Source organism: Actinoplanes sp. NPDC019969, from assembly GCF_055562375.1.
The window spans coordinates 134,352-159,941 of record NZ_JBVHFK010000002.1 but is presented as its reverse complement, the minus strand read 5'-3'; the positions used below and the strand labels follow the sequence as shown (position 1 = coordinate 159,941).

The window sequence follows — 25,590 nt, the reverse complement described above, 5'->3', positions numbered from 1 at the left end:
CGTCATGCGCGCCCGTAATCCACACGCGGTCGGGGTCAGATGGGGCGGGAGAAACGCCAGGACCAGGCGTCGTCGGCCTCGGTGGAGCCGTAGGTGCGCCGCCGCTCCACCTTGCGGAACCCGCGCGCCTCGTAGAACGGGATGCCCCTCTCGTTGCCGTCCAGCGCGGCCACCCACATCTCGGTCGCGCCGAGTCCGCGGATCTGCGTGGTGACCCTGTCCAGCAGCAGCGTGCCGAGCCCGCGGCCACGCTCGTCCGGGTCGAGGTAGAGCACGAACAGCTCGCCCGTGCCGGGCCCGGTGATCCCGCCGGCGGCGGCGCCGACGATCCGCCCGTCCTCCTCGGCCACCTGGTACCCGAGCCAGCCCGGCGGCGTCGCGGCGATCTCCTTGGCGACCCGCTCGACGGTGTAGAACTCGTCCAGCATCCGCTCGATGAACTCGGCCGTCAGCAGGCCGGGGTAGGTGTGCCGGTATCCGCTCCGGCAGATGCCGGTGATCGCCGCCGCGTCGGAGTCCCGGGCCGCCCGCACCACAGTCATGCGTCGGAGGATAGGTCCCGTTGCCGGATGTAATCGTGGTGCCACTCGGAGCCGACCAGGAACCGTTTCACGCCGACGACGGCGAAACCGTACTTGTCGTAGAACCGGGCGGCCCGCGCGTTCTGCTGGTTGACGCCGAGCCAGCAGGTCTTCGCGCCGGTCCGGGCGGCGGCGGCCAGGGTCTCGGCCATCAGCACGGCAGCGGTCCCGCCGCCGTGCCGCTCCGGCAGCAGATAGAACTTGCTGAGCTCGACCGTCGTCGCCGCGTCCACCACGGCGGTCACGTCCGGGTCGTGGATCGGGCCGCCGATCAGCATCGCGTAGCCGGCCGGGGCACCGTCGGCGAAGGCGAGCAGCAGGATCCGGTCGGGGTCGGCGAGGTAGCGGCGGAAGCTCTCCGCGGACAGGTTCGTGGCGATGAACAGGTCGATGTCGGCCTGGGTCGTGCCGGGCGGGCAGGCCAGCCCGAACGTCCGGGCGGCCAGGTCGTGCAGGACCGTCTCGTCACCCGGTGTGGCGATACGTGTGGTGATCGTCATGGCGAAACTGTTTACAATCTTCAGAGTGAGCGAACGGGCGAAGCGACTCGGCGATGTTATCCCCAGGCCGGCCTCGGTACGGCAGGCCGGCGGAACGCCGTTCGAGATCCATTCCGGTACGGCGGTGAGCGCGCCGCCGGCCCTCGAGGCGGTCGCCGGGCACCTGGGCCGGCCACTGTCGGCCGACGGGGCGATCCGGCTCGGCCTGGACGGGTCGCTGGCCCCCGAGGCGTACCGGCTGGAGATCGACGCGGACCGGGTCACCCTGGCCGGCGGGTCGCCGCAGGGCGTCTTCTGGGGGGTGCAGACGCTGCGCCAGCTCGACCCGGTGCTGCCGGCCGGGGTGATCGAGGACGAGCCGCGGTACGCGTACCGGGGCGCGATGCTCGACCTGGCCCGGCACTTCTTCACCCCGGACGAGATCAAGGCGCACATCGGCCGGCTGGTCCAGTTCAAGATCAATCACCTGCATCTGCACCTCACCGACGACCAGGGATGGCGCCTGGAGATCCCCGGCTGGCCCCGGCTCACCGAGGTCAGCGGCGGCGCCGGCACCGGCTGCGACGGGGCCGGGCCGGGCTTCCTGACCGTCGCCGAGTACGCCGACCTGGTCGCGTACGCCGCCGACCGGTTCGTCACGATCGTCCCCGAGATCGACATGCCGGGGCACGTCAACGCGGTGCAGGTCGCCTACCCCGAACTCGCCGCCGACGGGCAGCCGGTCGCGCCGCGCACCGACGCCGAGGTCGGGTACTCCTCGCTGGTCGCCGGCAAGGAGGAGACGTACGCCTTCGTCGAGGCCGTCCTCAAGACCGTCGCCGACCTGACCCCCGGCCCCTACCTGCACATCGGCGGAGACGAGTGCCTGTCCACGCCGCCGGAGGACTACCGGGCGTTCCTCGCCCGGGTGCTGCCGATCCCGGGCGACCTCGGCAAGCGGGTGATCGGCTGGCACGAGATCGCCACCACCGACCTGCCCGGCGACGCGATCGTCCAGTACTGGCGGATCGAGGCCGCCGACGACGCCGTGGCCCGTGCCGCCGCAGCCGGGCACCGGGTGATCGTCTCCCCGGCCGACCGCACCTACCTGGACATGAAGTACGACGCGGACACCCCGATCGGGCTGGAGTGGGCCGGGCACGTCGGGGTGCGGCAGGCGTACGACTGGGACCCGGCGGAACGGCTGCCCGGCGTCGGCGAGGAGGCCATCCTCGGCGTCGAGGCCCCGATCTGGTCGGAGACCCTGCGCAGCGTCGCCGACCTGCAGTACCTCACCTTCCCCCGGCTGCCCGCGGTGGCTGAGATCGGCTGGTCACCGCGGGACGGCAGGGACTGGGCGTCGTTCCGGGAACGGCTGGCCGCTTTCGGCCCGGTCTGGGACGCGGACGGGGTCAGCTTCCACCGGTCGCCAGAGATCGACTGGCACTGAGCGGGGCGGACGTCTCCTGCTCCGGGACGACCAGCAGGATGCGGTCCCGGGGCAGCGCCGGGATCCGGGACAGGTCGATCCGGGTGCGCTGCGGCGGCAGATAGTGATCGAGTTCGGCCAGCCGCCGGACCAGGGTGCCGAGCACCGCGACGGTGATCTGCTCGCCGGGACACCGGTGCCCGGTCCGCGGATCGCCGCCACCCTGCGGAATCAGGTCGAACTCGCCGATCTCCCGATCCAGGAAACGATCCGGGGCGAACCGGTACGGATCCGTCCACAGCCGCGGGTCGTGGTTCTGCCCGTAGACGTCCAGCAGCACCAGGTCACCGGCCTTGATCGGCTCGCCCTCGAAGAACGCGTCCCGCACGGCCCGGCCGCCGAGGAACGGGGCGAACGGGTAGAAACGCCGTACCTCGTGGGTGAAGGCGGCGGCGAACGCGTCGTCGCCGGCCCGCAACCGGGCCTGATGACGCGGCCACATGTCCATGGCGTGCGCGGCGAACGCGACGAACCAGGCCACAGCGATCGTCGGGCGGATGATGTTGAGCAGCTCCACGGCCGCGGTGTGCGGGTCGAGCAGGCCGTTCTCGTCCTGATGGTGCGCGACGACGGACAGGGGGCTGCGGGTGGGTGCTTTGGCCCGTACCGCCGCAATGATCTTGGTGAATCGCCGCTCCTGAAGCCGCCGCGCCACCAGCGCCCGCAACGACCGCGGCCCGACCGTCGCGAACCCGTCCACCATCGCCACACAGTCCCTGGCCAGGGCATTCACTGCAAGATTTTCCGGGGGTACGCCCACCCAGCGCGCCACCGCCCCCGCGATGATCCGCGCCGACTCGTCGAACAGCCGCACCGGCGGGCCGCCCCGCCACCGCCGTGCCGCCAGATCGAACTCCTGCCCGGCCAGCTCCGCCAGCCGGTCCACGCCGTCACCGTCCATCAGCAGCGAGGTGAACAGCGCCTTCCGATGCCGGTGCGCCGCGCCGTCCAGGGTGTGCACCGCACCTCGGCCGAACAACGTCTGCACCACCAGCTCCGGCAGGGCGCCGTGCCGTTCCAGATTGCCCGCGCCGTAGAAGAACCGCGCCGCCGCCGGACCGCAGATGCCCACGGCCGGTCGTCCCATCACCCGCGTCCGGACCGGGCCGCCGCCCGCCCGCCGCCGCAGATCCGGCAGCCACGCGTACCCCTTGAGAGCCACCGCAAGTGTCTGATCGAGGTCAGCCATGCCTGGCGTATAACCCACCGCACGTGCGCGAAACGGTTACGCGCAGTTTTGCCCCTAGTCTTGGTGGCCCATCGGCGGTTCGGTGTTCGATATCGGAGGAGCGCGGCTTTGAGCAAGGGTGCACCGGCGGCGGCGAAGTCGGTCGCCGCGCTGGCCGGATTCCTGATCGTCGCGGGCCTGCAACTGGCCGTGGCGCTGGCCGTCCTCTGGGCCGTCCTGTCACTGCTGCCCAGCGCCTTCGCGCTGCGGGCCGTCGTGCCGCTGAGCATCGCCACGGTCGGTGCGCTGGGGTACGCGACCTGGCGTGCCCTGCACACCCGGCACCGGCGGCCGGCCGGCGTCGCCGTGCCCCGCGCCCAGGCCCCGCGCCTGTGGGAGCTGATCGACGGGGCCGCCACGGCCGCCGGCGTACCGGCGCCCGACGGCGTCACCGTGGTCGCCGACGCCACCGCCGCCCTCGGCGAACGCACCCGCCTGCTCGGGTTCCTCGGCGGCCGGCGTGACCTCTACCTCGGCCTCCCGCTGCTCCAGGCCCTCGAAGCGGACCGGCTCACGGCGATCGTCACCCACGAACTCGCCCACGGGTCGCCGGTCCTCGGGCGGTGGGCGCCGCTCGCCCACCGGGGCCGGGTCGCGGTCGGCCGGACCATCCCGCGGATCTCCCGGCGCAACCCGGCGGGGGCGGTGCTGCGGGCGTACGCGGGCCTCTACCGCCGGATCGACGCTCCCGTCAGCCGGGCCCAGGAACTGGCCGCCGACCGGATCGCGGCCTCCCACGCCGGCGCCGGGGCGACGGCCTCGGCGCTACGGGACCTGCCTGCGCTGGCCGGGATGCAGCGGCTGTTCCACGCCGAGTACGTGGGACCCGGCTGGCAGGCGGGATACGTGCCGGACGACGTGTTCGGCGGACTGCTGCGGGTGCTGGCGGCCCGGACGGCCGAGATGACGCTGCTGCGCACCCGCGAACCGGAACCGGCCGGGCCCTGGGACACCCATCCGCCCCTGGCGGAGCGGCTCGCCGCCTTGCGGCCCGGTTCCCCGACGGCGGCCACGCCCGGTTCGTCCGGTGTCTCTGCTTCATCCGGCCCCTCTGCGTCCGGCTCTTCCGACCAGCCTCCTGCTCATCCCGATTCTTCTGATTCGTCCGGATCGGAGGGCTCTCTCGAGCCGCCCTCCGAGGACAGCCCGTCGTCCTCGATGGACTCTGCGCCGAACCTTGGGCCGGACTTCGCGCCGAACGTTGCATCGAACCCTGGGCCGGACTTTGCACCGAACCCTGCGTCGGTCTCTGCAGCGAACCCCGCGTCAGGCTCTGTGGCGAACCCGGCACCGAACTCGGCGTCGGGCTCCGCATCGAACTCGGTGCCGGACTTCGCGCCGGATGCTGTGCCAGGCTCGACGTCGGAGTCTGGGGAATCGCGTTCCGGAGCGGGAAGCGAACGGGGCGGGGCGCCCGCTGGCGGACCGAAACGGAGCATCGCGGATCTTGTGCCGGATCTGCCGGGGCTCGGCCGGGCGTTGCAGGACGTGGCGTTCCCGCCGCGCGGCCGGACCGTGGTGAGCTGGGACGAATGCCTCAGCGTGGCGCGTACCGCAGAAATGGAACGCGAAGCGGAAGCGGCGCTGGCGGCGATCTCCCGGGCTGTCGGCACCGGCGTTCCGGACGCGGCCCACCTGCTCACCCTCGCCGCCGACGGGCGGTTGCGCGCAGCGGCGAACGCCGTCTTCCCGGACGTCCCACCCGAGGAGACCACCTCCCGGATCGTCGAACTCCTGGCGCTCATGCTCGCCCTCGCCGCACTCCGTAGCGGGGTGGCCCGCTGGCGGCACAGCTGGACCGGGGCCGCGGAGGTGGTAGCTGTCGACGGCGCCTACCTCAACCTGGCCGAACTCGCTGCCGCCGCCGCAGATCCGCGAACCACCGAGGCGGTCCGCGCCTACCTGACCGAGGCCGGTGTCGATCTCACCGCCACCGGGTCCGGCCCCGGCGCGGCCCGTGCCCAGGTGCTCGGCGGCCTGGTCAACCTCTCCGCCGACGGCGAACGCACCGACCTGCTGATCACCGACCTGGGCCTGCTACTGGTACCGGGCCTGCCACGAGCCCGCGCCCACGAGTCGAAACGCCGCCTGACCCGCATCGCCGCCGACGGCATCCCCACCAGCGCCGCCATCAACCCCACCGCATCCGCCGACGTCACCAGTTCCACAGCCCCCGCCACGGGTGCGGCTATCGCCACCGCCGCAAGCGCTGCCGCTCCCTCTGCCGCCACTCCCTCTAGCGCCACTCCCTCTAGCGCCGCTACTACTAGCGGCACTGGGGCGAGCGTCTCTGCCAGCGGTGCCTTTGCCGCTGACGGCACTGCCATTGGTGGTCCTAGTGGTAGTGCCGCTACCACTAGCGGCACTACCACTGACGCCCCTGCTGGCAGCGCTGCTACCACCAGCGGCACTACGGCTGGTGCCCCTGTTGCTGCTGTCCCCGCTGCTAGGGGCACTATTACTGCTGGTGCCGCTGTTGCCGGTGTGCCTGCTGCTGGTGGCATTGCCACTGGCGATACAGCCGCCTCGAGCGACGCTTCCGCCTATTCGGCCTCCGGCGCGGGGTTCGCCGCTTCCGGATCGGCCGGAGTCGGGTCTGCCTCGGCTGGGGCGTCCGGTGTCACGGCGACTCCCGGATCTGCCGTTCCGGCATCGCCGGCCGAGGGTTCTGTGGGCGCTGCCTCCTCCGGAGCCGCACCGGGCGAGCGAACCGGGCCGGCTGCCGCGCTGCTGCCGGAAGGTGGCCGATTCCTGCCCTTCGCCGACGTTGCCGGTGTGACCGTCCTGCCAGGGCTGCGTAAAGGCTGGACGATCGGCCTGCGTGGCGGCGGTGAGCTGGTCGTCCGGCCCGGTCTCGACGCCGACGAGTTGCCGGGTGGGTGGGCGGCCTGGGAGGAAGCCGTCACTTTCCTGGCGGGTACCCGCTGATCGCGGATGCTTCGCTTCGGATGATGTGGTGAACCGGGTGGAGTGATTCTCTCGTACCTGAACGTGACGCCAGTCGACTGTGCGACGAATGCGCAACCGTGGCGTCACTTTAGGTCACAATAGGCTCAGCGGTTGTTCGCTTCGCCGGCATCGGAAATGGGTAGGCAAGGTGCCGAGCGCGGCGGGACGATCGTCTGGGACGCGGGGGAGGGCCACCATGGAACGAGGGCCGCTGGGACTTTTCGGGGCGATCGTTGCGGTCGGCCTCGGCCCCGCGCTGTGGCTCGGCGCCCAGCTCGGCGTGGTCAACCGGCCGCCGCCGCAGCGTCCCGTGCAGGTGGAGCAGCAGATCCCCGGCGTCGACATGGACTTCGGTGGTGCGGGCGCCGGCGAGCCGGCGGAGCAGGCTGATCCTGTGAAGCCGTACACCTATGAGCCCTTGACCTCGGAGACGACCGCTGCTCCCGCGCGGCGGAGGAGCGCTCCGCCGTCCGCGGGCCCGACTCCCCGCCCGTCGCGGAGCGAGCCGTCGCGCACGCCGTCGCCGGATCCCAGCACCGGCCCGTCGACCAGCGATCCCGCGCCGCCTTCCGAGGACCCGAGCACCTCGTCCAGTGCCGAGCCGGACCCGTCGGAGTCGAGCCCGGACGAGGACCCGTCGCCGTCGGATGAGCCGACCGGCAGCGAGATCCCACAGCAGGCCGATGGCCGGACCGCCCAGCAGGCCGGCGACCGGATGGTCCAGTGAGCCGGATAGGCCCGAGGCGAGGCAGTGCGGTAGCGAAGTCACAGTAAAGAAGCCGGATAGTAAGGAGAAGGGGGAGCGGATGCTCCCCCTTCCGCGCATGACAGCCGGCCAGGGCTTTCAGAGGCCGAGCAGGCGGTCCAGGATGTCGCGGTAGCTGCGCAGTTCCACACGCAGCGACTCGGTGTCGTCGGTGCCCTTCGCGAGGGCGCCGCGCTGGTCCCGCAGGGCCTTGGACAGCTTGTCGACGGCCTCGTCCACCAGGCCCGCGGCCTCGGCGGTGGCCTTCTTCGGGTCGTCGACGAAGCGCAGCTGTACGTCGCGCCACCGGTCCCGCAACGGCTGGGTGTCGGCCGACGGGAAGAACGGGGCGGGGCCGGAGATCGTGGACTCGGACGCCGACGGCACCAACGGCTCCTCGCCCTTGTCGGCCGCGGCTCGGTCGGTCTCGGCGTCGACCTTCGCGGCGCTGCCGGAAGCGTCGCCACCGGAAGCGTCGTCACCGGAAGCGTCGCCACCGGAAGCGTCGCCACCGAAAGCGTCGCCACCGACCTGGTCACCCTTCGCGGAGTCGCTGAGGGAGTCGGTCTTTCCGGAGCTGCTGAGGTGGTCGTGATCCGTGGACCGGGAGGTGGCGGTCCTGCCCTCGTCGATGTCCGCGATGCCGTCGTGGTCGCGGTCGGCAGTGTCGCGCGGGGTGCCCGTACCGCCGGGAATGGGCTGGGTGAGATGCGGATCGTCGAACGTGCCGCTGTCGGTGAGAGCCGCATCGTCGTTCCGGGCGGAGGCGGAGCCCGCCGGCCAGGCCGCCGGGGTCTGCCCGGAGTGTCCGGCCGGGTGATCCGTGACGTCGTCAGGGTTTTCGCTCCCCGGCTTCGCCGTGGCGCCGTCCTCGAAGGCGACCGTGCGGTCGCCGGCGCCCGGGATCGGGCTGGTCCGGTCCGGGTCGTCGTCATGCCCGGATGCGGGAGCGGCCGGGGTGGTGGGGCCGGTCACCGTGGAGGATCCGACGGCGACGGGCTTCGTGGCCGGCTCGCTGTCGGTGCGGGGGTTGTGCCAGGGCGATCCGGCGCGCTGCTGCGGCACGGCGGGCTCGGCAGGGGTGTGCTCGTCGCGGGACTCGGCTTCCCGCTCGTCGTTGTCCTTGGCCTCGTTGGAGAAGAAGCGCATCGCGGAAGCTCCTCAGCGGCTGGTGGCGTCGGGGCGGGTACGGGCGACGCCGGGTTCGGTGGTGTTGTCGGTGGACGGGCGGGGCGCAGGGGTGGTGCGTCCCACCGGGTCCTCGCCGAGCAGGTCGGCGAAGAGCGCGCGGTAGTGGACCAGCGCCTGGCGCAGGTCCTCGGTGACGGCCTCGCCGTCCCGGCTGCGACGGCTGATGTCGTGGGCGGCGCGGTAGTGCTCCAGGGTGGCGGCGTGCTCCACGGACAGGTCGGCGAGCCGCTCGTCGTAGTCGCCGGTCGGGTAGCCACGCTCGGCGATCAGGCGGGTGACCAGCTCGTCGGCGGTCGAGACCGCCTCACCGGGGTTGTCCACGAAACGGATCTGGACCTCTTCCCAGGCGGCGGCGTACCGGGTGCGGGACTCGGCGGAGAGGGGCTTGAGTTCCAGCTGCGCGTGCCGCTTGGTGCGTTCGATCAGCTCTTTCTCGGCCTCGGCGCGGCTGCCGGTGTCGGCGACCACGCGGTCGTACTCGGGGCCGAACGTCTTCTGCAGCCGGCGACGGCGCCCGAGCTGGATCCCGATCACGACCGCGATCGCAGCTAACAGGAGGACGACGGTCAGGACGATGATGGCGGTGGTGGACATCAGGTTCCTCCTTCTTCCACCGCCTGTATGCCCCGTGGGGCCAGGACACCAATCCCTCTGCGGCGAAATAGGCGCGGCAGGGTGTGAACCGGACAGCGCGGCCGCCGGCCCGGTCCGGCCGCCCGGCGATCTTCGGAAAAAGATCGCGGGCCGTTCTGGCTGGACAAACAGGAGGGAGGAGCCGGATCAGGCGAGGCCGGGTGCTAGCTGAGACGTACTTCATTACGTATTCTTCCGCCAGCGCTTGCCACCGGCGTGCTGGTCGTCCCCTCCGCGCGGTCGGCAGCGCCGGCGGAGCCGCTGATCGTTTGCTGCCGAACCCCTCGGGCGGAGCTTGATGAGAAGCCGTAACTGGTCGATCCGTGCGAAGATCATCGCGATGGTCGCGGTGCCGCTGTCGGCGCTGCTCGCGCTCTGGCTCTTCGCGACCACGGTGACCGCCGGTCCCGCCCTCAACCTGCTCGAGGCGCGCGACGCCGTGGTCAAGCTCGGCGAGCCGGGCCTGCGGCTGATCTCGCAGTTGCAGCGCGAGCGGCACTTCTCGGCGATCTACGAGAGCGCGGTACGCCCGGCGCGCACCGAACTGGCCCGCGAGCGCGGCGCCACCGACCAGATCATCGCCCAGTTCCGGATGGCCGCGGCCGGCGCCGACGCGAACGATGACGTCCAGGCCCGGGTCGCCGAGCTGCTCCGGCTGATCGACGCCGAGCTGCCCGGGATCCGGCAGCAGGTCGACAAGCGGGACGTCGGCTACTACGACTCGGTCCAGGACTTCAGCCGGATCATCGACAGCGCGTTCGAGGTGTCCCGGACCGCGGCGGTCTTCTTCCACGAGCGGGTGGACCGGGAGACCCGTGGCCTGATCGCCGCCTTCCGTGGCCTGGAGTACCTGAGCCGGATCGACGCGCTGCTGGGCGGTGCGACCGCCGAGGGCCGGATCGACGCCCAGACCCGGCGGGAGCTGATCGCGTGCATCGGCGCGGCCGACTACCTGATCGCGTCCGGTGTCGCCGACATGCCGGAGGAGTCCCAGGGCGACTACGCGAAGCTGATCACGAACTCCAGCTTCATCAAGCTCGATGAGCTGAAGAACAAACTGCTCACCACCAGCTACGTCAACGGGCCGCCGCCGCTGGCCGGGGTGGAGTGGCAGTCCACGTACGACTATGTGGCCGGTGAGCTGCAGTCCTTCGGTGAGCGGGTGGTCGACGAGATCGCCGAGGACGCCACCCCGCTGGCCATCGACATCATCGCCCGCCTGATCGCCGCCGCCCTGCTCGGGCTGGCCGCGCTGGGCCTGTCGATCTACGTCTCGGTGCGGCTCGGCCGCTCGCTCGTCGGCCGGCTGATCCGGCTGCGGCGCGACGCCCTGGAGCTGGCCTCGGAGCGGCTGCCGTCGGTGGTCCGGCGGCTGCAGCGCGGCGAGAGCGTCGACGTCGACGTGGAGACGCCGCCGCTGGAGTACGGCCAGGACGAGATCGGCCAGCTCGGCCGGGCTTTCAACGACGTGCAGCGGACAGCGGTGCAGTCCGCCGTCGACGAGGCCGACGTCCGGCGCGGCATCAACGAGGTGTTCCTCAACATCGCCCGGCGCAGCCAGACGCTGTTGCACCGTCAGCTGTCCCTGCTCGACAAGATGGAGCGCCGGGAGACCGGGCCGCAGGAGCTGGAGGACCTCTACCGGGTCGACCACCTGGCCACCCGTATGCGGCGGCACGCCGAGGATCTGGTCATTCTGGCCGGCGCGGCGCCCGGGCGAGGCTGGCGCAACCCGGTCCCGGTGATCGACGTGATCCGTGGCGCGATCAGCGAGGTGGAGGACTACAAGCGCGTCGACATCCGCGCGGTGGCCACGTCCGCTCTGGTCGGCCGGGCCGTCGGTGACGTGATCCACCTGCTCGCCGAGCTGATCGAGAACGCGGCGTCGTTCTCCCCGCCGCACACTCGGGTGCAGGTCAGCGGCCAGGTGCTGCCGAACGGCTACGCGGTCGAGATCGAGGACCGGGGTCTCGGCATGACGCCGGAGGCGATCGAGCACCAGAACCGCCGGCTGAGCGAGCCGCCGGACTTCGACCCGGCGGACAGCGCCCGGCTCGGCCTGTTCGTGGTGTCCCAGCTCGCCCACCGGCACCACATCAAGGTGTCGCTGCGTGCCTCCGCCTACGGCGGGGTCACCGCGGTGGTGCTGGTCCCGGGCGAGCTGGTGGCGACCGGCCCGGAGAGCGGCCCGCTGCTCGGCACCGGCACGGACGACCCGTCCCGCGACTCGCTGGCGGCACTGCAGTGGCAGGGCAGCGGCGAGCTGCGCCAGATCACCGCGCCGGGCCACCGGACGGCTCCGGACGACGCGGCGCCGGGGACCATCAACGGCGTGATCGTGAACGGGCGGTCCAACGGTGTGGCGCTGCCGGCCGGCCCGCAACGCCAGGCTCCCGAGATCACCGGCCCGGCGCCGAGCATCGTCGCGGCGGAGCTGAGCGCCGAGGGTCTGGTGCAGCGGCGGCGGGTGCGCAAGCCCACGCTGCCGAAACCGGCGAACGGCACGGACCCGGCGGTGTTCACCGACCCGGACCGGACGGTCGACCTGTCGATGCTGGACAAGCTGGCGGCGGGCCTGCCGGTCGCGCCCCGCGCGGTGCCGCGCAACTCGGCGCCCGCGGTCGAGGAACCGGTGGTCGAGGTTCCGGCGGCCGACGAGCCGGTGACCCAGGCCCTGCCGGTCGAGCCCGTGCCCGCTGAGATGCCATCGGTGGAGGCCACCGAGGCGCCGGCGGCCGGGGAGGACGGCCTGCCCCGGCGGGTGCGGCAGGCGAACCTGGCGCCGCAGCTGCGCAAGCCGGTGGTGGAGCCGGAGCCGAGCGCTCCCGCCCGTACCCCCGAACAGGCTCGCAGTCTGATGAGCGCCCTCCAGTCGGGTACCCGGCGTGGCCGCGTCGCGGCAGCCCGTGAGGACACGGGACACGCCGTGGGGCCTGCCGCGGTGACGTCCGACGATGCGGCTACCGTCAGTTTCCCGGCTCTCGCGCTGCCCGCCACAAGCGGGGAGAAGGCGAGCGGGGAGAAAGCAGAATCCGGGCCGGAGGCCGGCGTGGACGGCGACCACGCCGAAGGTCCCGGGGAGAACCTCTTGCTGGAGAAGGACGCATAAGTGGCACAGACGAAGCAGAGCGCGAATCTCACCTGGCTCCTCGACGATCTGATCGAGAGGGTGCCGACCGCGCAGCAGGCGGTGGTGCTGTCGGCCGACGGGCTGATGCTCGGCGCATCGGCCGGGCTGGCCCGGGAGGACGCGGAGCACCTCTCGGCGATGGCGGCCGGTTTCCAGAGCCTGGCCAAGGGGGCGAGCCGGCATTTCGGCGCCGGGCAGGTACGCCAGACGGTGGTGGAGATGGAGGAGGCCTTCCTCTTCGTCACCGCCGCCGGGCAGGGCGCCTGTCTGGCCGTGCTCGCCTCCGCCGACGCCGATCTGGGCCTGATCGCCTACGAGATGGCCATGCTGGTGACCCGGGTCGGTCAGACCATGGCCGCCCCGGAACGGTCGGTGCTGACACCGTCCGACGTCTTCTGAGCAGCCGCGTGTGACCCCGCACGACTGGCTCGACCACGACGCCGGCCCGGTGGTCCGCCCGTACGCGATGACCCAGGGGCGGGTCGCTCCGGCGGACTGCGATTTCGACCTGGTCGCCTTCGTCGTGGCGACCGTGCCGGATCTGCCGCCGGGGCAGCAGCTGCAACCGGAGCACCATGCCATCGTGGCGACCGCCTGGGAGCCGATCTCGGTGGTCGAGCTGGCCTCCCAGCTCGACCTGTCGATCGGCGTGGTCCGGGTGTTCCTCGGTGATCTACGCTCAGCGGGTCTCATCTCGCTGTACGAACCCCCGGCTGCCACGCAGCCGCACGACGTCGACGTACTCAAGGCGGTTGTCAATGGACTCCGTGCGCTCTGACCGCAATGGCTCGTCGCGCATCCCCGTCGCTCTGAAGATCCTGATCGCCGGTGGGTTCGGCGCGGGCAAGACCACCATGGTCGGCTCGGTCAGTGAGATCCGCCCGTTGCAGACCGAAGAGGTTCTCACCGGGGCGGAGGGCGCGGACGACGTCTCCGGGGTGGAGGGCAAGACCACCACGACGGTGACCATGGACTTCGGCCGGATCACCATCACCGAGGACCTGCAGCTCTACCTGTTCGGCACGCCGGGGCAGGACCGTTTCTGGTTCCTGTGGGACGAGCTGTCGCAGGGCGCGCTCGGGGCGGTGGTGCTGGCCGACACCCGGCGGCTGGCCGACTGCTTCCCGTCGATCGACTACTTCGAGCAGCGGGGCACCCCGTTCGTGGTGGCGGTGAACTGTTTCGACACCGAGCACCGGTTCGCGCCGGAGGCGGTGGCCCGGGCCCTCGACCTGGATCCCGGGGTGCCGGTGGTGCTGTTCGACGCCCGGGACCAGTCGTCCGCCCGGAACGTGCTGATCGAGCTGGTGGAGTACGTCGCCCGGCGGCAGATGGCGGCGGCCGCCAGCCGTTGACGGCGGGCGGGTCTGGACAGGGCGGTTACGCTCTGCCGCGTGCTGGGTGGACGTATCGATGAGCGGCTGCGTGGATCGCTGAAGGACCGGAGACGGACGCGGGCCGTCGCCGGGGGCCTGGTGGGACTGCTCGCCGCGGGGTTCCTGGTCTGGGCGCTGTGGCCGGAGGCCGAGGTGGAGCCGCGGGCCCGGGAGTACCGGGACGTGACCGCCTGCCTGCTGACCGACGGCCAGGGGGTGGCGGGGGAGCGGGCGGCGCCGGTGTGGGCCGGGATGCAGGCGGCGTCCGAGCGGACCCGCGGCCAGGCCCGCTATCTCGAGGTGACCGGCGAGCAGACCGTGGAGAACGCGAAGACGTTCGTGGGCACGCTGTTGCTGGGCCGGTGCTCGGTGATTCTGGCCGCGCCGGGCATCGCCGACGCGGCGGTGCGTGAGCTGGCGGCCGCCCATCCGGATCAGCGTTTCCTGGTCGTCGGTGGTGACGATCCCGGGGCCGGCAATGTCTCCCGGGTGGACGCGGTGGGTGTGACGGACGCCGTCGCGGATCGGCTGACCGCCGGCGGGTGAGCGGACGGCGCGGCCGTCAAGCCGGGACGCGCAGTATCCGCTGTGGATTTCCTGGCAGTTTCTATTGACTTCGATGATCTTAAACATCGACACTCTCCGTGCCCATCTGCGTTCTGCACGGGGAGTGAAATTCCGATGTCTTGGTGGCGGCGCTGTGCCGTTTTCACGGCCATCGTCTTCGGACTGTCCGTCGCCGTTCCTCCCGGCGCGGTGCCGAACGACGGCAGCTTCCCCCTGGGGTGGCTAACCGACCAGTTCACCCTGGCGCGGGCCTGGGCGGCGGTGACCGGTCTGCCCGTGCAGGAGCGGCGCGACCCGGGCCGTGGCGGGTACGTCCCGGCGTCGAAGACCACCGCGAACGGCGGGACCGGCCGGGTGCCGGCCAAGGTCGCCGGTGGGCTCGACGGGTACCGGCCGTACGACCCGTCGACCGCCCCGGCGGTTACCGACCCGGACCAGCGCGGCTACGTCTCCTCGACGAGCAAGCGGCAGGCCGGGGCGTCCGCGGCGAGCATGAACCAGTTCGCCAACGCGGACGGCTCGGTGACGCGGGTCCACACCGCGGGCCGGACCAACTACCGTGCCGCGGACGGCAGCTGGCAGGCCATCGACCCGGCCCTGGTCCGTTCCGGGCAGCGCTGGAAGATGCGGGCGAACTCGCTGAACGTGTCGCTGGGCGAGGCGACCCCGGCCGCCGCGACTCCCTCGGCCGCCGCCGCTCCCTCGGTCGCGCCCCCGGCGCCCGCCAAGGCCGGCCCGCTGGTGTCGATGACGCTGCCGTCCGGGCAGACCGTCGCCTACGACCTGGACGGCGCCGCCGCGGTGACGCCCCGCATCGACGGCACCACCGCGGTCTACCCGGAGATCCTTCCCGGCACGGCCCTCGAACTGCAGACCTTCACCGACGGGGTGAAGGAGACGATGATCCTCGACTCGCCGGCCGCCGGCAACGAGTGGGTCTTCCCGCTGCGTCTCGACGGGCTCACCCCGCGCCAGACCGCGGAGGGTTCGATCGAGCTGATCGACGCCGCCGGCAAGGTGCAGGCGCTGTTCCCGACCGGGTCGATGACCGACTCCAGGTTCGACCCGCGGTCCGGTGACATGACCCGGTCCGGCGCGGTCGCGATGTCGCTGACCACGCTGAACGGCGCGCCCGCGCTGCGGGTGGTCGCGGACCGCGCCTGGCTGGACGACCCGGCCCGCGTCTACCCGGTGCGCGTCGACCCGACGGTCACCACCGGGGCGACCGGTGACGTCTACGTCGACAACGACAAGGACACCTCCGCCAGCGACCAGAACGGCGACAACCTGCCGGTCGGCACCTACGACGCGGGCACCACGAAGGCCCGGTCGTTCATCCACTTCGACGAGTTCGACACCGACGGGCTGACCGGCAAGCGGATCACCGCGGCCAGCCTGAAGCTGTACCTGACCTGGCAGTACTCCTGCACCGTCGACCGGCCCTTCGCCGTGCACACGGCGAGCAAGGCCTGGACCGTCGCGAACCTGAGCACCACGGCGTACCCGGGCACCGACATCAGCACCGACCCGATCGGCACGCTGACGGTCACCGACCCCGGCAGCGCCTGCACCAACACCGGCGCGAACCGCAGTGTCGGCAAGTGGGTCACGGTCCCGCTGAACGTCGCCACCTTCAACGACTGGTCGTCCGGCGGCAGCAACCTCGGTCTCGCCCTGGTCTCCTCGGTCACCGACTCGAACGCCTGGAAGCGGTTCACCGCCGCGAACTACTCGTCGGGCGCGTACAAGCCGCAGCTGAGCCTGACCTACACCGGGAACGTCACCCCGCAGGTCGACACCCGGTACCCGGCGAACAACCAGATCGTCGAGACCCTCACCCCGCAGCTGGTGTCCCGCGCGCACGACCCGGACGCGTACCCGGCGAAGGGCCTGACCTACACGTACACCGTCTACAACACCGCCGGGACCGCGGTCGTCAGCTCCGGCGCGCTGACCACGCCGGCCTGGCAGGTGCCGGCCGGGAAGCTGGCCTGGAACACCACGTACCTCTACACGATCAAGGTCGGCGACAAGGTCGGCACGTCGGCCGAGTCGGTGGCGTACGCGTTCGCCACCACCGTCCCTCAGCCGCGTGTCACCTCGGACCTGACCCAGAACCAGGGTGTCGGTTACGACCCGAACAACGGCAACTACACCACTTCGGCGTCCGACGTCCAGATCCCCGGCCCGGGCCCGGCGCTGGAGATCTCCCGCAACTACAACAGCCTGGACACCCGCCGGTCCGGCGCGTTCGGCCAGGGCTGGTCGAGCATCCTCGACACCAAGGCGACCGAGCGGGCCGAGACCGTCGTCATCACGTACCCGACCGGCGCCGAGGTGGCGTTCGGCCGCAACGCCGACGGCACCTTCACCCCGCCGACCGGCCGGTACGCGATCTTCACCAAGACGGCCTCCGGTTACACGCTGACCGACAAGGACGCCACGCAGTACGTCTTCAACCGGACCACGAGCGGCAGCGGCGTCTACCGGATCACGCAGATCATCGACGCGAACGGGCGGGCGCTGACCTTCGCGTACGACAGCACCACCGACCTGATCTCGACGGTGACCAGCGCCGCCGGCCGCAAGCTCACGCTGACCTGGACGACCGCGGCGAGCCAGACGGTCGGCGCGGCGCACGTCGCCTCGGTGACTACCGACGCCCCGGCCGCTGGCGGGACCGGCTACACCTGGACCTACAGCTACGGCACCTACGACCGGCTCACCTCGGTCTGCCCGCCGGGCACCACCACCGCGTGCACCATCTACAACTGGGCGAACTGGAACAACCAGTACGCCAACACGACGCTCAACCTGAACCCGTACTCGTACTGGCGGCTCAACGAGGCGTCCGGCCAGTCCGCGGTGAGCAGCGTGCTGACCAACGCGGGCGTGGACAACGGCACCTACCGGGACGTCACCCTCGGTGGCGCCCCCTCGCTGGTCGACTCGGGCGCGACCACGGCCGGGTTCAACGGCGCCTCGTCCTATGTGCAGCTTCCCGGCAAGCTGGTCAACGACGGGTCGTACCAGTCGCTGAGCATGTGGTTCAAGACGTCCACCCCCAACGGCGTGCTGTTCAGCTACAGCGGATCGCCGATCACCAACGGCACCACGACGAGCAACTACACCCCTGCGCTGTACGTGGACAAGAACGGTTACCTGCGCGGCCAGTTCTGGCAGGGCGGCGTCAGCCCGATGAAGTCGCTCGCCACCGTCACCGACGGCAACTGGCACCACGTCGTCGTCTCCGGCGCCGGCAGCACCCAGACGATGTACGTCGACGGCGTGCAGAACGCCACCCTCGGCGGCGCCATCGGCCTCTTCCAGACCAGCGGCGCGGCGTACGAGTACATCGGCGCCGGCTTCATCGGCGGCGGCTGGCCGGACCACGCGGACACCGGCGCCACGACAGCCCCGGCCCGCTTCTTCAACGGCTCGATCTCCGACGTCGCGTTCTACACCAAGACGCTGACCAAGGCCGACGTCGAGAACGCGCACTGGGTCGCCCGGAACTCCAACTCGGCGATCCGCTACGTCAAGAGCCCGGCCGGCCGGTACCAGGCCCAGGTCGCGGTCAGCAACGTGACCGGCCAGGTCACCTCGGTCACCGACGCCGACGGCGGCGTCTGGACGATGGGCGCCCCGGCCATCGCGGGCAGCAGTGACGTCTATGTCGCCTCGGTGCTCGGCGGCAAGCCGCTGAACTACTGGCGGCTCGGTGAGCTGGACCGGGACACCACCGACGCGGTCAACGAGGTCGCCGGTGACACCGCCACCTACAGCACCGTCACGGTCGGCGACACCGGCCCGTTCGCCGACTCCACCGCGGGCCTGTTCAACGGAACCTCCTCCAGCGTCGCCCTGCCGCCGAGCGTCACCCGTTCCGGGGCCTCGTCGGCCGGTGTCTGGTTCAAGACCACCGCGACCGGCCAGGTGATCCTCGGCTCGCAGGCCGGCGCGCTCGGCGAGACCACCGCGCCGGGCCTGCCCAGCCTGTGGATCAGCGCGGACGGCAGGCTCCGCGGCCTCGCCCCGTCGGCCACGCCGAGCGGCCCGCTGCGCAACGGCGCGGCGAACATGTGCATGGACGTGTCGAACGGCGCGGTCCCGGACGGCACCAAGATCCAGGCGTGGGGCTGCAACAACACCCTGCCGCAGAACTGGACGCTGAACGCCGACGGCTCGGTCCGCTCGTACGGCAAGTGCCTCGACATCAAGGGCTCCGGCACCGCCAACGGCACCCTGGTCCAGCTCTACACCTGCAACAACTCGGTCGCGCAGGTGTGGGAGCAGCACAACGGCGGCCTGCGCAACCCGAACTCCGGCAAGTGCCTGGACAACCCGGGCGGCTCCACCACCAACGGCACCCAGTTGCAGATCTACACCTGCAACGGCAGCGGGCCGCAGAAGTGGACGATGTCGCTGGTGTCGGCCGCCGCGGTCAACGACGGCAAGTGGCACTCGGCGGTGCTCGCCTCCAGCGGCACCACCCAGACCCTGTACGTCGACGGCGTGAAGGCCACGTCGAGCCCGACCTCGGTGGCGTTCAACCCGGGCCCGCAGCCGTTCGCGTACCTCGGCGCCGGTCACACCGGCAGCGGCTGGTCCGGCCTGGCCGCGAACACCACCTCGTACTTCGCCGGTTCGCTGGCCGAGGCCGCGTTCTACGCCGGCGAGCTGACCGCGGAGCAGGTCGACGCGCAGTTCGCGGCCAGCAAGCAGGCCGTGCCGGTCGCGGTGACCACGGTGGACACCACGGTCAAGAACATCACCATGCCGGTCAAGACGGTCACCGTCACCGACCCGGGCGGCAAGACGATCTCGTACGCGTACGACCTGATCAACAACCGTCCGGTCGCGGAGACCGACGCCCTCGGCAACGTGACCCGGTACGGGTACGACACCGGCGGTTTCGACAGCCTCGTCTACGACCCGAACGGCACGCGCACGCAGACCGTCCAGGATCAGCGCGGCAACACGGTCCAGCAGATCACCTGCCAGGACCAGTCCGCGAACAAGTGCTCCAGCACGTACTTCGAGTACTTCCTGAACACCGCGAGCGTGGTCGACCCGCGCAACGACGTGATGACCGCCAGCCTGGACGGCCGTTCCACCGACAAGTCCGACACCCGGTACCGGACCACGTTCAGCTACGACACCAAGGGCAACCCGCTCGGCAGCACCGACCCGCTGGGCCGGACCACCACCACGACGTACTCCGACGGCACGACCGTCGCGGCGGCCGACTCCGGGTTCGCTCCGGCCGGCCTGCCGGTCAAGGTGGTCAACGCCGCCGGCGGCGTACAGACCGTCAAGTACTTCGCCAACGGCGATCTCGCGGAGACCGTGACCCCGGCCGGTGAGATCACCCGGTACACCTACGACAGGCTCGGCCGGAAGCTGACCGAGACCGTGGTGACGTCGACGTTCCCGGCGGGGCGGACCACGTCGTACAGCTACGACGCCGAAGGCCGGGTGCTGACTCAGACCGACCCGCCGGTCACCAACCGGGTCACCAGCGTCAAGCACACCCTGCAGGCCACCAACGTCTACGACGCCGACGGCAACATGACGTCGCAGAGCGTCGCCGACGTCAGCGGCGGCGACGTGACCCGCACCCAGACGGTCACCTACAACACCTTCGGCCAGCGTGAGTCGATCACCGACGCGGTCGGCCGGAGGACGAGCTTCACCTACAACGCGTACGGCCAGGTCGTCACCGAGACCGACGCCGACGGCGGGGTCACCGAGTTCGTCACCGACGCGGAGGACAACGTCCTCTCCGAGACGATGAAGGGCTGGACCGGCGACCCGAACGACCCGTCCGACCCGGTCGACCTGGTCACCGAGGCCAACAAGTACGACCCGGCGGGCCGGCTGGCGAGCACCACCGACGCGATGGGCCGCACCACCGCGTACACGTACACCGACAACGGACTGACCGCCACGGTCACCGTCACCGACGGCGCCGGCAGCTTCCTGCAGGAACGCAACGAGTACGACGGTGACGGCAACCTGACCGTGCAGGTGACCGCGAACGGCACCAGCCGCACCGAGTTCCAGTACGACAACGCCGGCCGCCAGATCAGGACGATCCTGGACCCGGCCGGCGAGAACCGGGTCCTCACCAACGAGCTGTCCGCCGACGACAACATCGTCAGCACCAGCCAGGCCAAGGGCGCCGGCAGCGCGCTGGAGATCACCGACTTCGCGTACGACACCGAAGGCCGGATGCTCGCCGAGACCGAGTACAACGGCGACCCGGCCACCACGCCGGTCGGCCGGTGGAAGCTCGACCAGACCGCGGGCACGACCGTCGCCGACACCGCCGGCAACAGCCGGGGCACCGCGGCCGACATGACCTGGTCGGCGACCGCACCCGCCGGCCGGACCGGCAGCGCGGCGTTCACCGGCGCCAACACGTCCCGGATCGCCACCGCCGCGCCGGTGCTGGACACGGCCCGCTCGTACACCGTCTCCGCCTGGGTCTACCTGACCGGCAAGTCCGGAAACCGGGCTGCCGTCTCCCAGGACGGCCCGGTCCGCAGCGCGTTCCTGCTCGGCTACGGCTCCGGCAACGACCGCTGGCGGATGCTGGTCAGCAAGAGCTCCACCGAGTCGTACACCGTCGACTCCACCGCGGCGCCGGCGCTCAACACCTGGACCCACCTGAGCGCGGTCTTCGACGCGGCCGCCAAGACCGTCACCCTGTACGTCAACGGCGCCGCCCAGGGCAGCACCACGACGACGTCGATGCCGACCAGCGGACCGTTCGTGATCGGCGGCGGCAAGTGGGGCGGCAACGCCGACGCGTGGCCCGGCCAGGTCGCCGATGTGCAGGCCTACCAGCGGGCGCTCACGGCGAGCCAGGTCTCGGGCATCTACGGGGGCACCGTGCCGTCCACCGGCACGGTCGCCCGGACGGCGTCCGTCACCGACGAGAGTGGCCTGGTCACCCGCAGCATCAACGAGCTGGGTGACATCACCGACGTCGTCTACGACGAGGCGGAGCGGCCGGCGGTCAGCACCGGGCCGGCGATCACCGCCGAGAAGATCGACAAGGACCTGGTCGTCACGTCGGTGACGGCACGCCCGGTCACCTACATCGGATACGACACGTTCGGCGGGCAGACCGAGAGCGTCGACGCCAACGGCAACCGGACCGTCAACGTCTACGACCGGGCCGGCCGTGTCTACGAGACCCGCGGCGCGGAGTACGAGACGCCCGGCGGTGCGAAGATCACGCCGGTCACCAAGGCCGAGTACGACACCCTCGGCCAGACCACGACCTCGACCGACGCGCTCGGCAACGTCACCAGCTACACCTACGACCAGCTCGGCAACCTCGCCAGGACGGTCGCCCCGGACGGTGGCGTCACCACCGCGGTCCACGACCGGTCCGGCCTGCCGCTGACGGTCACCGATCCGACCGGCGCGGTCGCCGCGACGACCTACGACTTCATGGGCCGCCGCGAGACCACCACCCAGGCCGTGCGGCAGACCGGGAAGGCCCACACCACCCGGTACACGTACGAGGCCAGCGGCCGTCTCGCCTCGGTGAAGTCGCCGGACGGCGTCACCCAGAGCGTCACCTACAACAACCTCGGCGAGCCCCTGACCAGCACCGACGGCGCCAACCAGGTCACTCGCACCGAGTACGACGGCCTCGGCCGGACGGTGAAGGTGACCAACCCGGACGGCTCGTACCAGACCGCGGCGTACGACATGCTGTCGCGCCTGGCCGCGAGCGCCGCCTACCCGGCCGGCGGCGGGGCGTTCCTGACCCGGACCACGCAGACGTACGACGCGGCGGGACGGGTGCTGAAGAGCACCGACGGGCGTGGCTACGTCACCTCGTACACCTACGACGCGTCCGGCATGCTGATCTCCGAGCAGCAGCCGACCGAGGCCGGCAAGGCGATCACCACGACGTTCGGTTACGACCTCAACGGCAACCGGACCCGGTTCACCGACGGGCGCAAGAACGCGTTCTGGACGACGTACAACGCGTGGGGCCTGGCGGAGTCGTCGATCGAGCCGGCCACGGCCGCGTACGGGGCGAACGCCGACCGCACCTACACCACCACCTACGACGCGGCCGGCCGCGCGGTCAGCGCCCGGCTGCCCGGCGGGGTCACCCAGACCTTCGCGTACGACGACATGGGCCGGCTCAAGGAGCAGTCCGGCGCCGGCGCCGAGGCGGCGACCGCCACCCGGAAGTTCGGCTACGACCTGGCCGGCCGGGTGACGTCGTTCGCCACCACGGCAACCGAGAACAAGCTCACCTACGACGACCGCGGCCTGGCCCTGTCGATCACCGGCCCGTCCGGGAACTCGTCCTTCGAGTACACCGGTGACGGCCAGCTCGCCAAGCGGACCGACGCGGCCGGGGTCACCAGCTTCGGCTACGACACCGCGGGCCGGATGAAGACGCTGGTCAACGCCGGCGCCGGGACCGACCTGACGTACGAGTACAACGAGAACTCGGCCGTCAAGAAGATCACCTACGGGCAGACCGGCAACACCCGGAACTTCGCGTACGACGGCATGAGCCGCCTGCTCAGCGACGAGCTGAAGGCCCCGGCCGGCACGCCGATCGCGAAGATCGGGTACACCTGGGACGCCAACAGCAACGAGACGTCGAAGACGACCACCAACTTCGGCACGAACACCACGATCGCCAACATCTACGAGTACGACCACGCGGACCGTCTGACCTCGTGGAACAACGGCAGCACCAAGATCGGGTACACGTACGACGAGTCGGGCAACCGCACGAGCAACGGCTCGACCACGTACACGTACGACGCCCGCAACCGCCTAGTCTCCGACACCACCGGGGTCACCTACACCTACAGCGCCCGGGGCACCCTCGGCACTGTCGCCTCGCCGGCCGGGGTGCAGACCACCACGGCGGACGCGTTCGACCAGACGATCCGGCAGACCTACGGCAGCAACAGCGCGGCCAAGACGTACGAGTACGACGCCCTGGGACGTGCCCTGCAGGCGGGTCACTCGTACACCGGCACCGGCAACGACCTGGCCGCCGACACCACCGCGACCTATGTCCGCGACCCGGGCCAGGCCGTCGTCGGCACCGTCGCCGGCGGCAGCAACCGGCTGGTCTGGACCGACCTGCACGACGACATCGTCGGCCAGTTCACCGCCACCGGAACGGCCCTGACCGGCTCGACGGTCTACGACCCGCTCGGCGCGGTGAAGACGTCCACCGGCATGCTCGGCAGCCTCGGCTACCAGTCGGAGTGGACGGACACGTCGACCGGCCGGGTCAACATGGCCGCCCGCTGGTACAACACCGGCACTGGGCAGTTCGACAGCCGGGACACCTGGTCCAACAGCCCGGCCCCGGACTCGATCAACGCCAACCGCTACCAGTACGGCGACGGCAACCCGATGACCGTCACCGACCCGTCCGGGCACAAGGGCTTCTGGAGTTCGGTCGGATCCGGTATCAGCAGCGCCTGGAACAAGGGCGTGTCCAAGGTCCAGAGCGTCAGCCGCTCGGTCAGCTCGTACTCGTCGCAGGCCTTCTCGTACGCGCGGAGCTACGCCTCCTACGCCTACTCCGCCGGCGCCAAGTACTACTACAAGGCCAAGGCCAAGGCGTACTCCACGGTGTCGCGGGTCGCCAAGCACTACGGCTACAAGAAGGTCGCCAAGTGGGCGGACAAGGGCCGTAAGAAGGCGACCAAGAAGCAGAACTACCACCAGCGCAAGCAGAACGCCAAGAAGAAAGAGGTCGAACGCAAGGGTCACGCGCTGAAACAGCGCACGATCCGCGCGGTGGTGAAGACCTACAACAAGGTCAAGGACGCCCACAAGAAGGTCGTCAAGTTCGTCGCCAAGCACAAGAAGACGATCATCACCGCGGTCGCCGTGGTGGCCACGGTCGTCGCGGTGGCCACCCTCGGCCCGGTCGGCGGCGTCCTCGCCGGCATCGCCATCAACGTGGCCAAGGACGCCATGCTCGGCGAGATCCACAGCGTCGGCGATCTCGGGAAGTCCCTGCTCACCGGAGCCATCAGCGGCACCATCGGCGCCCTGACCGGTGGCCTGGGCTCGGCGATCGGCGGCAAGGCGGCCGGCTTCGTGGCGTGCAAGCTCGGCGCGGGCCTGCTCGGCCGGGCCTCGGCCGGCGCGGTCGGCGGCGGTGTGTCCGGCGGTGTCTCCGACGCCGCCGAGCAGTTCGCCACCACCGGCCGGGTCAACTGGTCCCAGACCGCCCAGGCCGCCGCGACGGGCGCCGCGATCGGCGCGGTCACCGGCGGCGCCGCCCGGTGCCACAGCTTCGACCCGGCCACCCCGGTGCTGATGGCGAACGGCTCCACCAAGGCGATCAGCGACGTCGGCCTCGGCGACGAGGTCCTGGCCACCGACCCGAAGACCGGCGAGACCACCGGCAAGCCGGTCAGCGTCAAGCACCACCACCAGGACACCGACCTGACCGACGTGACCGTCACGGACGAGAAGACCGGCAAGTCCTCGACCCTGAAGACGACCGCCAACCACCCCTTCTGGAACGCCGAGAAGAAGGAGTGGACCGACGCCGCCGACCTGAAGGAAGGCGACAAGCTCCGCAGCGCCGACGGCGAGACCACCCAGACCGTCACCGCGATCAAGATCTGGACCGGCCTCAAGTGGATGGACGACCTGACGGTCGACGACCTCCACACCTACTACGTCCTCGCCGGCACCGAGCCGGTCCTGGTCCACAACAACAACCGCGCGTACTGCGGCCGGCACCGGTCGGACGACGTCGCCAGCCGCAACTACGACTACGTCGGCCGGCACCTCTCCGACGACGACGTCCGCAAAGACTTGACTGATCTCGGCAGGGAGCGGATCAACCAGGTCAACGCCGGCTTGGCCCCTGGCGCCAACGCGCCTGGAGCCTTCAGCGTCGGACGGGACCGGACCAACGGACGTGTTCACTACGGTGAGAGCGGCTCTGGCCAGAACCTTGACCCGTCTATCAGCGCCGCGCTGCCCGGTACGTCGTTGATGCCGAACAATCGGCCGCCGGAGGTCTGTGCCGAGCCCCGGATGTGCACGAACGCCATCCAGGGTGGGTCGCAGCCCGGGAACCTGGACATCATCACGTTGAATCCGAAGGGCAAGAAGTTCAAGATGTGCCAGAACTGCGCGAGTTGGGTGCCCGGCGTCGTACGCGACGTCCTCACTGGCTGAGGGACAGGACG

The 25,590-nt window shown here is 70.9% G+C and carries 14 protein-coding genes; 9 read left to right on the top strand and 5 right to left on the bottom strand.

All coding sequences use genetic code 11. The features are described from left to right. Nucleotides 1-35 precede the first annotated feature (35 nt). Nucleotides 36-542 (bottom strand): GNAT family N-acetyltransferase, encoded by a 507-nt coding sequence (locus ACZ3II_RS07275; RefSeq protein WP_465516752.1) that lies wholly within the window; start codon nt 540-542, stop codon nt 36-38. Beyond that, nucleotides 539-1,081, bottom strand: a complete 543-nt coding sequence (locus ACZ3II_RS07270; RefSeq protein WP_465516751.1) for a GNAT family N-acetyltransferase — start codon at nt 1,079-1,081, stop codon at nt 539-541. The genes ACZ3II_RS07275 and ACZ3II_RS07270 overlap by 4 nt, the downstream gene beginning before the upstream one ends. A 25-nt stretch (nt 1,082-1,106) precedes the next feature. On the opposite strand from ACZ3II_RS07270, the gene ACZ3II_RS07265 reads away from it, so the two are divergent. Next, on the top strand, nt 1,107-2,510 hold the full coding sequence (locus ACZ3II_RS07265) for a beta-N-acetylhexosaminidase (protein ID WP_465516750.1): 1,404 nt from the start codon (nt 1,107-1,109) through the stop codon (nt 2,508-2,510). Here ACZ3II_RS07265 and ACZ3II_RS07260 read toward each other — a convergent pair. Further along, nucleotides 2,473-3,738, bottom strand: coding sequence for a cytochrome P450 (locus tag ACZ3II_RS07260; RefSeq protein WP_465516749.1), 1,266 nt, complete (start codon nt 3,736-3,738; stop codon nt 2,473-2,475). The genes ACZ3II_RS07265 and ACZ3II_RS07260 overlap by 38 nt on opposite strands. Before the next feature lie 108 nt (nt 3,739-3,846). Between ACZ3II_RS07260 and ACZ3II_RS07255 the strand changes: the two genes are divergently transcribed. After that, nucleotides 3,847-6,705: a M48 family metalloprotease gene (locus ACZ3II_RS07255; RefSeq protein ID WP_465516748.1), complete on the top strand. Its 2,859-nt coding sequence runs from the start codon at nt 3,847-3,849 to the stop codon at nt 6,703-6,705. Between the two features lie 217 nt (nt 6,706-6,922). After that, complete coding sequence (locus ACZ3II_RS07250; RefSeq protein WP_465516747.1) at nt 6,923-7,453, top strand: hypothetical protein; 531 nt, start codon at nt 6,923-6,925, stop codon at nt 7,451-7,453. Between the two features lie 117 nt (nt 7,454-7,570). Here ACZ3II_RS07250 and ACZ3II_RS07245 read toward each other — a convergent pair whose 3' ends face one another. Beyond that, nucleotides 7,571-8,620 carry a hypothetical protein gene (locus tag ACZ3II_RS07245; RefSeq protein WP_465516746.1) on the bottom strand — a complete coding sequence of 350 codons (1,050 nt, stop codon included), beginning with the start codon at nt 8,618-8,620 and terminating at the stop codon, nt 7,571-7,573. 12 nt (nt 8,621-8,632) lie between these two features. Next, nucleotides 8,633-9,256: a hypothetical protein gene (locus tag ACZ3II_RS07240; protein WP_465516745.1), complete on the bottom strand. Its 624-nt coding sequence runs from the start codon at nt 9,254-9,256 to the stop codon at nt 8,633-8,635. Between the two features lie 337 nt (nt 9,257-9,593). On the opposite strand from ACZ3II_RS07240, the gene ACZ3II_RS07235 reads away from it, so the two are divergent. The 6 genes from ACZ3II_RS07235 (at nt 9,594) to ACZ3II_RS07210 (ending at nt 25,579) form a co-directional block, all read left to right on the top strand. Then, a complete protein-coding gene (locus ACZ3II_RS07235; protein WP_465516744.1) occupies nt 9,594-12,404 on the top strand; it encodes a sensor histidine kinase in 2,811 nt (936 codons plus the stop codon). Beyond that, nucleotides 12,405-12,824, top strand: coding sequence for a roadblock/LC7 domain-containing protein (locus ACZ3II_RS07230; protein ID WP_043529826.1), 420 nt, complete (start codon nt 12,405-12,407; stop codon nt 12,822-12,824). It abuts the gene before it with no gap. Nucleotides 12,825-12,891: 67 nt separating this feature from the next. Beyond that, the gene (locus tag ACZ3II_RS07225) at nt 12,892-13,203 is read left to right on the top strand and encodes a DUF742 domain-containing protein (RefSeq protein WP_465517243.1); all 312 of its coding nucleotides are present in this window, start codon (nt 12,892-12,894) and stop codon (nt 13,201-13,203) included. Continuing rightward, nucleotides 13,184-13,780, top strand: a complete 597-nt coding sequence (locus ACZ3II_RS07220) for a GTP-binding protein (RefSeq protein WP_465516743.1) — start codon at nt 13,184-13,186, stop codon at nt 13,778-13,780. Before ACZ3II_RS07225 ends, ACZ3II_RS07220 begins: the two co-directional genes overlap by 20 nt. Nucleotides 13,781-13,819: 39 nt before the next feature. Further along, complete coding sequence (locus tag ACZ3II_RS07215) at nt 13,820-14,347, top strand: type 1 periplasmic-binding domain-containing protein (RefSeq protein WP_465516742.1); 528 nt, start codon at nt 13,820-13,822, stop codon at nt 14,345-14,347. A gap of 135 nt (nt 14,348-14,482) precedes the next feature. Next, nucleotides 14,483-25,579, top strand: a complete 11,097-nt coding sequence (locus ACZ3II_RS07210; protein ID WP_465516741.1) for a LamG-like jellyroll fold domain-containing protein — start codon at nt 14,483-14,485, stop codon at nt 25,577-25,579. Nucleotides 25,580-25,590: the final 11 nt, after the last annotated feature.

Coding starts and splice junctions, on each gene's coding strand:
- ACZ3II_RS07210 (WP_465516741.1), top strand. CDS start 14,483: ATGTCTTGGTGGCGGCGCTGTGCCGTTTTCACGGCCATCGTCTTCGGA.
- ACZ3II_RS07235 (WP_465516744.1), top strand. CDS start 9,594: ATGAGAAGCCGTAACTGGTCGATCCGTGCGAAGATCATCGCGATGGTC.
- ACZ3II_RS07260 (WP_465516749.1), bottom strand. CDS start 3,738: ATGGCTGACCTCGATCAGACACTTGCGGTGGCTCTCAAGGGGTACGCG.
- ACZ3II_RS07250 (WP_465516747.1), top strand. CDS start 6,923: ATGGAACGAGGGCCGCTGGGACTTTTCGGGGCGATCGTTGCGGTCGGC.
- ACZ3II_RS07245 (WP_465516746.1), bottom strand. CDS start 8,620: ATGCGCTTCTTCTCCAACGAGGCCAAGGACAACGACGAGCGGGAAGCC.
- ACZ3II_RS07225 (WP_465517243.1), top strand. CDS start 12,892: ATGACCCAGGGGCGGGTCGCTCCGGCGGACTGCGATTTCGACCTGGTC.
- ACZ3II_RS07270 (WP_465516751.1), bottom strand. CDS start 1,081: ATGACGATCACCACACGTATCGCCACACCGGGTGACGAGACGGTCCTG.
- ACZ3II_RS07275 (WP_465516752.1), bottom strand. CDS start 542: ATGACTGTGGTGCGGGCGGCCCGGGACTCCGACGCGGCGGCGATCACC.
- ACZ3II_RS07220 (WP_465516743.1), top strand. CDS start 13,184: ATGGACTCCGTGCGCTCTGACCGCAATGGCTCGTCGCGCATCCCCGTC.
- ACZ3II_RS07240 (WP_465516745.1), bottom strand. CDS start 9,256: ATGTCCACCACCGCCATCATCGTCCTGACCGTCGTCCTCCTGTTAGCT.